We start from the raw sequence: 10,829 nt of genomic DNA, 5'->3' as shown, positions 1-10,829 counted from the left end.
AAGTTCCTCGTCGAGAGTGTTGACGACAAAATTAAGCAGATGCTCTTCTTCGATCTGATTGTCTGTTTGGGTTTGTTTCACACTACTTCCAAACAGACACTCCATCTAACCCGATGTGATCGACTGATACTTCTCTTTTGCTTGACGCACACTCCCGTCGAAATCGGTTTTCCGCTCCCCACCAAGCGTACGCTTTAGATCTCCGGAAGCACTTCGGATGAGTATCTGCTCCAAATTGTCCAAAAACAAGAAAACTGACGGCGATAGATTGTCGCTCCCCAGGGCCTCTTCAATGCCGTGTGTCTCGGATAAATCTCCGACAATGGTCGTTGTCGGGTCGTTTTCGAAGACATTGTCCGCAATCATAGGACCGACTGGTTCATGATCTTCGCCAACCCACTCTGGACGCAAGAACCCCGGAATGTCGTTCTCATCTCCTTCGCTGACATCCTTGGCGGTGTCGAATCCAAAATGATAGTCGTTCGAATGAACGTTGACTCGGTTACACACCTCGAATAGCGACTTGAACCCGATACCCATAAATCCGATTTGTTTATCGCTCTCTTTCCGAGACTGCCCCTGTTGACAGACGGCAGCGACGCCAAGGTGGTCGAACCCTCCTCCATCGTCGAATACCCTAAGTTGGCCTGCTTGATCGTCGTACTCGAACAAGATTGTGGTCGCCCCCTCATCGTCGGCGTTTTGCACCAACTCGAGTGGAAAGTGTGACTCAGAGAATCCACTTCTGACGAACTCGCCACTCCCACGAATGGTTCCTTTAGCCAACCAGCTTGTCTTATTCTCGTATGCGTCCCTGAGCGCTTCGATTTGCTTGCACTCAGACAACCTGTCGAGATCTTCTGCCGACGAAATGTCGCCGAAATTGACCATTAGGATTACTTTTGCTACCCCTACAAATCACTCTTTCCGTAATATCGTAATTTGACACCCTGGTCGGTTACAACTGTCTACTCGTGATTAAGTTAATCCGCTCAGGGTTGGAATATGAATATTTACACACATTTAATAATTGACACAGTTGTGAATAGCTGAGGAAAACAGAGTCGTCATGCCGACTTCATTCTCTGAATGTTGCACCGGGGTTCTGATAGATCTCATAGATGTTTTATTCGTCACGGTACGTGTCACACCTTTACCGACCGATAAGAGTACATTCGAATTAATCGAGTCGTCGTACAAGATACGCGCTGTGGATCTTGCACGGGACTTTTGTCAGGAATTGTTATTATCGGCTTGTTCATTGAGGCAATGAAATTATAAGTGAAGGCTTGAACTACCACTTAGTCTCTTGACGGTGTGAAACGGCGGAATTCTTTTGTGATGAAGGGGAGTCGATATATGTATGCAACCGGGCGAAGACGAAACGCAGATTTTTACCGCCCTTGAGGCGTCGGTCTGTACCGACGCTGACGTTGAGTTTGTGGTTGTATTCGGCTCTCAGTGTACTGGCGGGGCGACTCGTGACTCCGACCTTGACATCGCTATCAAGTTTGCCGAAGATCTATCGAACCGTGAGCGGTTCGAAAAACGGTGTTTTCTATCGGGCGATCTTCAGCGAGATGATGCTCCCTTCGTCGACCTCTCCGACATCGAGACGCTCTCGGTCGAGGTCGCACATGATGCGGTCAATGGCACGTTTGTCTGTGGTGACGACCGCGCGTTTGAGCGGTTCAAAACACGCATCGAAGCCGAGTTCGCAGCCCAAACTAATGAACGTCGCCGCCAGCAGCGTGAGATGATTGACCGAATTGCAGAGGAGGGCTTGCGTGGCTGACGAGCGAGTCGTTGCCATCAAACTCGAACAAATTGAGCAGTACCACGGCGAGCTCACCGACAAACAGGAGACGCTGTCACGTAGCGAGTTCCTCCAGAGTACGACCCAGCAGCGCGCCGTTGAGCGGATGTTCGAAAACGCGATTCAGGCCTGTTCCGATCTCACTCAACACGTCGCCACACGTGACTTCGGCTACGACGGTAGTACCGCAAAGGAAGCGGTTCGTGTTCTGCATCAACACGGTGTTATCGATAAAGAGACGACAACGATGCTGGTCGCCGCGATTGGGTTCAGAAACGTCCTCGCCCATGAATACGGACACATCGATACTGAAGAAGTATACGAAACACTCCAGACGGGCCTCACAGTATACAACGACTACAGCCAGCAACTTGCTCGGTGGTTTCGAGATCATGATTGAATTCTAAGATGTATGGCCTTCTGCGAGAATCACCTGTACAACCCCGAGATCTCTTAGTGGTAGATATCAATGACTTCCGCGCTGTTGGCGGGTCACCTACGGTGTTCATGAAGGGTTCAAAATCAAGCTTCTAGAGGGAGAGCCTGGCTCTGATGTTCCTCTTCGAATCACTGCTGTCACTGCTGACTATGCAGAGGCAGTTCCACTTCAGGCGGAAGACTCTCCTGCCGTGGAGTATGATAAAGCCCGAGTCAAGCGTGTGATCCGTGACCACATGTAGTTAGATTATCTCAATCAAGACTTTGAACACCGGTTGAATCGCCCTCACCAAAGCTAGCGCGTTCTGATCGCGTCGGTTCACGTTGCCGCTGTTCGTACGCATCAGTCCATTCTTCAACGACATTCCGACTCTCAGCACCATGTTCAGTGATCCGTTGACGAATTTGAATCAGTGCTGGCGTATTCATCGCGTCACCTGACACGATGGCTTGACCAGGGGTCAATCCGGGTAATTCTCGGAGTACGTCTTCCCCTGCAGATTCAACAGAGTTTTTAATTGCATCCTGGTCATTCGGGTTCTTGATTTGCATCGATATTTGTGTCCCACATTGTGACAATACATCTTGGTCAATTTTTGAAGGTCGCTGGCTGATGATCCCGAGTCCAAACCCAAACTTGCGCCCTTCTGAGGTGATCGTCCGCATGATCCCAAGCGATGGTGCATCACCGGATGCTGGTGCGAATCGATGGCCTTCCTCAAACAGCGCAAAGATTGGGTGATCAACCTCAGACTCCCGATTCCGCACATCCTCAAGCCGTTCACGGTACAATCGACGGAGTAGAACAGTTGTAATGAGCTGTTGGTCCCATCGATTCAACGTGTCCATCTGCAAGATAGTACATTGCCCTGGATCCACAATATCATCTAACGGGACGTTATCTGCAGGATCAAATAGATCGTTCCGCTGAATCGACCGACGGAGCCGCCATTCCAATGCACCAACACTCGCGTCATCATCACCGAATATTGTTTCCATCTCTGTGACGAGTTCATCAATACCCCACGTGCGGCTTTCTCGGTTCTGCATCGACCGCCAAGCGGTTGAAAGGCGATCTTGCATCCGATTACTCGGATTATCCAATATCGCCATTACGTCGCCGATTTCCAGTTCGGAGATTCGGACGCGGAGGTCTTTCGGATTGAAAAACACGACATCCGGTTTATATCCATCATCGCCGTGGAATTGCTCATTTCCTTGTATCTCCGACAATGTCCCATACTCTCCGTGGGGATCGAACACAAGCAGTGATGCACGCGAACCTGGCCGCATCATCTCTTCGATCAAAACCGACGCTGTATAGGATTTCCCGCTCCCGGTCGATGCGAGGATGGCTAAGTGTGTCGAAGCGAACTCCTCGATTGGAATGTGTAGATTCGTCGCCTCTGCCGGTCGATTTAACAGCCATCCGATGTGTGCGACCCCATCAAGCGTTGTGACATCTTTGCTGTCAGTTTTAGATCCGAGGTTCGGCAACACAGTTTCGAGTTGCCGGTCCGGGGCAATCGAAAGCGGAGTTCCCGGATCTGGAAGTTGTCGAGGGTTAGCGAACGTCGTCATGCCCGTATTATAGTAGCCGATGACGGTAGCTGTCAATCGATATAAATCGGTCTCATCATTCGGTACGCCGAGTGTTGCCGCAACAGTATTCGGCCCGACTCCTGGATCGGCAAGGAATCCCTCTGGCAGCCCACGGATCAGTTCACGGTTCGTCACGCGAGCGAACACTGATCGTGGCTCATTTTCAACTGCGACAGTATATGTGATGAACTCTCCCGTCTTGATGGATTTGTCCGAGGGAGTCACGAACACGAATTCATTCGGATCTCCACCGGGTCCGGCTACAGTTCCGACCACATTTGATCGGTCTGTCATTAGACCACCCCTCGCTGTTCGCGTGCCTGCCACTGGATATTCTGTTCTACTACATCCAGTACGCGCTGGTTCGGATCGTCACTCGGGAGTATTCTTCGTAACCGGTCAATCAACGCAACAATAACTTCAGATCCGAAGTCACCGGCAATATTCAAGAGTCGATCCATGTACGCCAACTGGATTTGGTCATCGACAGTATGGAAAGAAACCGAAATCTGATCCGGACAGTGGAAAACAGTGTCATCGACTTCTAACGTCCATCGCGGCATTTGATGCGTTGGGTCCTGTATACTTCCATTCTCGGTGAGGACCGCAGTACCGAGAAGTGCGACGCCTGCGAGCGTGGTGCGCTCTTCGATGTATCCAGGCGTGAATTGGGCTTGGTCGTCTTGTGCCAATCGTGGCCCAGTTCGCCCTTGGTCAGGGTCGACTAACAAGGTATCATAAATCACGCCCATGACCGCGTACTCGGTTCCGTCAACAGTTTTTCTGATGAACACTGGTTGTCCGAACTCACGCTCGTGAAGTTCTGGTGGTCGATCACAGTCTCGTTCCTTGTACACCTCGACGACATAATCCAAGTGACTGTTCGAGGATACGATGCTACCGATTCGAACACACGAATCGAGGCCTGAGCTGTCTTCGTCAATTTGTGTATCTGTCATAGATACGTCTCCGCGTTGTGGCTTGGTTGTCGGTCGGTGCATCCTGCTGATTCGCATTGGGTGTGGTGGTGACTCATCGTCGTCGAAGCTCCTTGCTTAGTGCTTTGGCGTTCCATTCTAGCGGCACGTCATTCGTTTCAGCCCAGCGTTGGACGACACGTCGGAACTGCTGTCGATCATGCTGGTCTAACACCGCGTCGCTATCGACCTGCTGCAGAATCTCTGGATATCCTCGTCCAATCCCTGCTTCTGCCCGCACGATGTCGATTGTGTACTCGTACATCGAATCGTACCCATCGGGACCTCTATTCCGGCATAACCAACCGGGGAATTCTATTCGATCAAGTCCAGCTCCCGGTGGTACATTCAGATACGAGAACAAGATGTCATCGTGGAATTCGTACGCTTCCCCGTTGTACGTTGCTTCCAACGCGTCGATACTCCCATCTCGCTTCGAAATAAAGGGAATCGTCGTATCTCCCCACGGGCTCATCAACTCTGTTAATACGTGTGCATCCGGGATGACACGATCCATCTCAAACGTCCTGCGTAACAGAAGTCGTGTCATTTTCACAAGCTCGGTCGCGCTTGATCCGGCAACGTACCCAACCAGCGGAATCTCGTGATGCTGACTCGCCGCAATCACCTGACCCAGCGTCGAAATGTATCGCTCTCGGGTTTCTGGTTTTAATGGATTCGCAAACGATGCGATCAACGGCCCGTCATAGAACACGACCGGGGTGTTATCGATATCACCTGCATCACGAGCGGTAGCCAATTCAGAGAGTTGGTCGATGAGTAACTGTCCTTCGTACTCGAATCGGTGGTGCCCCACGAGCTGGGAATCAACGAACCGGTAGTCACCGTCGTTCGATTCTTGCGTCACCTCATCAGGCGTTAAGAGTCGACCTTCGACCCCGCGGTCAAGCCGTCCCTCGGCGTGATGATGGTTGACTGCCCAAGCTGCTTGGACATATGCGAGTGGGACGTTAAATTGCGTTGTCGGAGGGAGTTGTGATCCATCGACAGCCATAACGGGCACGTCATGAACGATCTCACGAGCCCACCCGTTGACGTCTTCGTGATTTTCCCATCCGTTACTCTCTGGATACGGGACGATGAGACTGTCTACGTCATCGAACTTGTCCGTCGGATACGCCCCTGGGTATGATAAATCTTGGAGCGAGGTTCGAATCTCGCTACTCGTCCACTCATTTGGTAACTGCTGCAGTGCATTTTGATATCGCTCTACGATCCCTGTGTCGTCTTCGAGATACGCCTCGATTGTGTCGACACTCGCTTCCAATTCAGACGCGACACCGCGTTTATCAATCGGCATTAATTGACCGACACCCCCGATGTCTGCCGGTCTTTCTCAATGGTGATCGTATAGTCAGTCATCGCATCGAACGTCTGGTCGTGACTAATGACTGTGAGTTGATCGAAGCTATCCAGTTGTTTGAGCTGAGTGACTAAATTCCGTTTCTTTTGCCGGTCTAGATTCGCGGTTGGCTCATCCAAGAATGCGATTCCTACAGATGCTAACTGTTCGAGGATCGCCAGTCGCACCGCGAGTGCTGCCGCCATCTTCTCGCCGCCACTCAGCTTTGAAAACGACTTTCGGACATCCGCATCGTGTACGACGATCTCGTAGTCGCTCGTCCACTCTAGTGTCTCTGCTGACGCACCACGAATTGAACGGAACAACTCGTTCGCCCGGGAGCCAATCCGGTCGGTGATAATTTCCCGCATTTTCGGTCCGGCCTCGCGGACATTCTCTCGGACCCACTCGGCGAATTGCTGGTCTGCTTTCAGTTCCTTCACTTGTTGGAGTTTCTCTTGACGGTCATTTAGCTTCGTCTCCAACTCCTCGATTGTTTCATCAACCTCCCTTAGATTCTCCTGTTTGAGCTCCAAAGATCGTCGATCTCCTGCTAGGTCATTCTTGAGCTCTTCAATGTCTAACTCCAAGGTCTCAAATCGTTCTTCATCGAACGACGCTTTCGTCTCCTCCAGTTTTGCCTCCGTCTGTTCAAGATCCGCTTTGAGGCCTCCAAGCTCGCTCTCCAGATTTTCGACCTTTTCCTGCCGCTCTTCCACCTGTGATGCTTGCTTCTCGTGCTTGATATACGTCTGATACGCTGGTTCTGTTTGCTCCAGCGTTTCTTTGACCTCTGTTAACTTCTCATCCAGACCATCAAACGCTTCTAACTCGCCTTCGATTTCAGCCAGTGCCGACTGTTCTCGCTCTAGTTCGGCTCGTGTTGCCTCCAACTCATCAGGAACATCAGTATGTTCCCTAATCCGGAATTCTGCGGTCTGGTATTCGTCGTACGGCTCCTCCAAGTCGTCTCGTTCGGCTTCGAGGTCCGGGAGGTCTGCTAATTCATCTTCCAAATCCGACAAGTCTGTTTCTGTTTCTTCTTTGGTGGCGCGAAGGTCTTCGATCTCACTATTCAACGAGTCGATTGTGTTCTGATGAACAGGAATCTTATCAACACGCTGTTTGACTTCTCTCGCCGCCTCACGCTCTTTATGTAACGCATCAAGTTCCTCAGCGAGTTCCTCGCGCTCCGCCTTGATTTCCTTGATTCGGGCTTCACGCTGCTTGATTGTCTTCGACCGGTGGTCTTCTTTTAATGGACGATCACACGTCGGGCACGGTGCATCAATATCCGCATCACGCAACCTGGCCAGCTGTTCTTCAAGCCGCTCACGCTCGTTTTCCAGTTGCTTTCGGTTCGCCTCACGATCATTAATATCATCGGAGAGTGACTCTGGATCCGTCGTCGCTTCCCACTCGTCCTTTATTTTGATAATCGTCTCCTCTTTCTCCTCGATTTCGCGTTCCTTCGATTCGATTTCCTCCACCGACTGCTCGATTTCCTCCTCTAACGTCTCTACATTCTCTTTACGATCTTTCAGGGACTCAATACGGTCATCGAGTTCTTCATACCGTTCTTTCTCTTCTTCGCACGCCTCCAAGGTCTCCCTAGCTGCTTCCAGTTCTTTGAGGTCCTCTTCTAGTCGGTTGACCTCGAATTGGATTGCCTGGATCCCGTCTTCTTGTTCGTCTCGTTCTTCGATGAGTGCATTTCGTTCAGCCTTTTGTTCTTCTAACTCTTCTTGTCGTTCGCGCGCTTCTTTGTACTGACTGTACTCCTCACGGGTCTCCTCGCACTTTTGCTGCGCTTGTGTGGCGGCTGCGAGTTCCTCCTTTGCCGTATCTAAATTCGCCTCTGTCGATTCGATGTCTCCTTCCAGCGAATCAACGTCTTGGTCAAGGCGGTCAATTTCTTCTTTGGTGGCTTCTAACTCTTCGTACGCTTCTTCTTTCTCCGCCAACTCTCCGGTTTTCCGTTCGATTCGGTCATTGATTGTTTCAATTTCGTCGGCCAACGACTCCGCTTCCGCTCGTTCGTCAGGTAGACCCTGTATCTCACCGGTGAGTGTATCGATGTCTCTACGATGATCTTGCTGTTGGTTTTCGATCACGTCCGGAACATGCTTGAGAGTCTTCCATGACTCCTCGTACTCGTCCAGATTCAGTAACGAATCGAACGTAGCTTTTCGGTTCCTAGGCGTTTGCGAGAAGTCAGAGAGGAATCGTGTTTGTGGTACCCCAATGCTGGAGTTCCAGAGACTGCTAAGTTCGTCTCCATCCCCCACACCGAATTGCGCGCACAACCATTTTACTAACTCTGCCTTGGAATCAATCTCCTGATCGACCCACTCATCATCATCTGAATCGTACCGAGATACGCTGTACTGTGATCGGCCGACCGACTGAATAACCCTATACCGCTCTGTCCCACCCTGCGTGTCCTGTTCGAATGTAACCTCGACGGTTCCCGAACTCGCACCTTCCCGTACGAACTCCTTATTATTGAATGGAAGCGAGTCGAACAACGTGAACCCGATGGCCTCTTGAATTGTTGATTTCCCTGCGCCGTTTTCACCGAGAATCGCGGTCACGCCGCCTTCAATCGGCACGACCGTTCGATCTGCGTACGACTTGATGTCCTCCAAGACAACCTCTGTGATTCTCATTGCTCCACCTCCCTTTCTGTATCACTCTCTGTGCCTGTACTACCATCCGCTCTCTTACCAGCCGCTTCGCCATCTGTTTCCGCATCCGCGAAGGGGTCTTCCTTGATATCCAGTATCACATTCTCTGTTAGTTCGGGGAACAACTCCTGTCGTGCCGAACTCACAGATTCCTGAATGTCTTCGACGGCTTCACCAGCTTGGGCCATCTGATGAGCATCCCCTAATACATCAGCGACATCAGCTGCATGGTCATCGTAGACCGATTCCTTCGCAATTGTCTCAAAGACACGATGTTCTAACGCAGCAGTGTTCAACTTCCCATCTTTGAACACCTCATCCTCGTCAATCTCCGAGATGAGTTGCTGGACGTTCGCCGTCCGGATTCCTGTATTCACCTGAACATAGAGCGCGTCACATGCTTCTTTGACCCACGCTGCGAGTTTATCTGTCCGTAAATCCCCTCGACTGAATTGTAGGGTCCCCGTGAACCGAAGGTCAATGATCGGTTCCCGCGGCTCACCTTGTGCCATGAACACATCTTGACTACAGTAGGCCGTCATCGCACTCCGCTTGTCCCGAACGTGTTCCTGAAATGCAGCTTCAAGCTTACTCGCTGACTCATATGCAGTAACATCGAATTCAATCCGGTAGTACGGCCGTCGCTTCGTCGGGTGATGCTCTACACTAAAATCAACTGTGTCATTGCTTGTCTCCGTCAGTCCGTCGTTGAATGAGATTGAGTAGTAGCCGTGCTGCCACTCGTCGCGGCCCTCCCGAGTGTTATGGGCTTCTGGTGAGCCGGGATTGTAGATCCACCCACCAGAATCGTACCGTTTGTGAATGTGGCCCAAGGCTAGGTAATCTACGACATCTTTCACGTCTCGTAACTCCGCATGGGTTACAGTCCCTCCGAGCGTGGGCACTTCATCCTCGATCCCGAAATGTGCCAGCAATACGGTCGACGCTGGCTCACCATGCATCTTATTCGTCTCACGGATCCCATTCGCCACTTGTTCGAGAGCCTGTCCTGTCTTCGCGCCGCGCCACTGTAGGCCGAACACACGAATCGGCCCGTCTGAGTCTGCTACATTAATATCATAAAACCCTGCAGACTGTCCTGGGTCTTCTGGATCATACGGATTAAACCACGCTGTCTCTGGGTCAGCATTCAATTCGGCTTTCAAGAACACAATGTGTCCCCGTTGATGGAGGTAGTTCAACCACGTCACGTCACGCGGCGTCAGATTCTCGTCGTGATTCCCGCGCGATACTAACACCGGTACCTCGGCAGGTATCCGTTCGAGTTCTCGTTCGATCTGGTGCAAAATCTTCGGCCGTAGATCACGCGAGTGGAACAGGTCACCTGGTAATAGAACCGCATCTGTCCCACGTTCCTCAATCATCTCCTGAAGCGCAGCACGTGTCGTCGATACCATGTCATCCTCGCGTTGTTTCAACCCATATTGTCGGTGGCCAAGATGGGTATCAGCGATGTGTGTGAGTGTTAGCATAGTCTGTGATTCTTATTGGAGGTCTGTTCAATCCAACGTGCTGCCAAAGCGCGCGGTTGAATGTATATAGATATTTGTGACCGGACAGATATTAAACATCAGCCAACCAGAGTGAAAGTGAAATAAAGCTCCCACTGGTGAGGCTGAAACCCAGTCCAATTTTCCGCAGTGAATTTTCACTGCGGAACTGGGTGCGGAACGCGATCTCGGTAACAAAAGTCGAAAAATCTGGACCAGTATAACTAGAAGGATTCACCCATTTAGGGGTGCTCCGGAACAGGATTACCAAGATAGTTTTGCAACTTCTTGTCGACTCATATCGAAACTATTGGTCGCGTCTCAGAACCGTTTAGACTTCACCTCCAGTAGCCTCAACCGAGGCGGTACAGTGAATCTTCTCGTGGAGTGATTCACACAGAATCTCATTGAAGAACCGGTTGTAGCGATCTGGAT

General features: G+C 51.0%; 8 protein-coding genes. 2 read left to right on the top strand and 6 right to left on the bottom strand.

From position 1 onward, the window contains the following. Window positions 1-105 precede the first annotated feature (105 nt). Window positions 106-891 (bottom strand): sacsin N-terminal ATP-binding-like domain-containing protein, encoded by a 786-nt coding sequence (locus O2S87_RS16920; RefSeq protein WP_475409933.1) that lies wholly within the window; start codon window positions 889-891, stop codon window positions 106-108. Window positions 892-1,363: 472 nt separating this feature from the next. Here O2S87_RS16920 and mntA point away from each other — a divergent pair, with 472 nt between their 5' ends. Continuing rightward, the gene (gene mntA, locus O2S87_RS16915; RefSeq protein WP_475409932.1) at window positions 1,364-1,795 is read left to right on the top strand and encodes a type VII toxin-antitoxin system MntA family adenylyltransferase antitoxin; all 432 of its coding nucleotides are present in this window, start codon (window positions 1,364-1,366) and stop codon (window positions 1,793-1,795) included. After that, window positions 1,788-2,216: a type VII toxin-antitoxin system HepT family RNase toxin gene (gene hepT / locus O2S87_RS16910; protein ID WP_475409931.1), complete on the top strand. Its 429-nt coding sequence runs from the start codon at window positions 1,788-1,790 to the stop codon at window positions 2,214-2,216. The genes mntA and hepT overlap by 8 nt, the downstream gene beginning before the upstream one ends. A 290-nt stretch (window positions 2,217-2,506) precedes the next feature. On the opposite strand, the gene O2S87_RS16905 is transcribed toward hepT, so the two are convergent. The 5 genes from O2S87_RS16905 to O2S87_RS16885 form a co-directional block, all read right to left on the bottom strand. Next, the gene (locus tag O2S87_RS16905) at window positions 2,507-4,150 is read right to left on the bottom strand and encodes an ATP-binding protein (protein ID WP_475409930.1); all 1,644 of its coding nucleotides are present in this window, start codon (window positions 4,148-4,150) and stop codon (window positions 2,507-2,509) included. Beyond that, on the bottom strand, window positions 4,150-4,815 hold the full coding sequence (locus O2S87_RS16900; protein WP_475409929.1) for a DUF8166 family protein: 666 nt from the start codon (window positions 4,813-4,815) through the stop codon (window positions 4,150-4,152). Before O2S87_RS16900 ends, O2S87_RS16905 begins: the two co-directional genes overlap by 1 nt. Window positions 4,816-4,888: 73 nt before the next feature. Further along, the gene (locus tag O2S87_RS16895; RefSeq protein WP_475409928.1) at window positions 4,889-6,154 is read right to left on the bottom strand and encodes a DNA double-strand break repair nuclease NurA; all 1,266 of its coding nucleotides are present in this window, start codon (window positions 6,152-6,154) and stop codon (window positions 4,889-4,891) included. Beyond that, entirely contained in the window at window positions 6,154-8,865 is a 2,712-nt protein-coding gene (locus O2S87_RS16890) for an AAA family ATPase (RefSeq protein ID WP_475409927.1), read from the bottom strand. Before O2S87_RS16890 ends, O2S87_RS16895 begins: the two co-directional genes overlap by 1 nt. After that, a complete protein-coding gene (locus O2S87_RS16885; RefSeq protein ID WP_475409926.1) occupies window positions 8,862-10,376 on the bottom strand; it encodes a metallophosphoesterase family protein in 1,515 nt (504 codons plus the stop codon). Before O2S87_RS16885 ends, O2S87_RS16890 begins: the two co-directional genes overlap by 4 nt. Between the last annotated feature and the right edge of the window lie 453 nt (window positions 10,377-10,829).

The organism is Halohasta sp. A2, from assembly GCF_056175805.1.
Note: the sequence above shows the minus strand (reverse complement) of the source record. Positions and strands in the feature narration are given on the sequence as shown.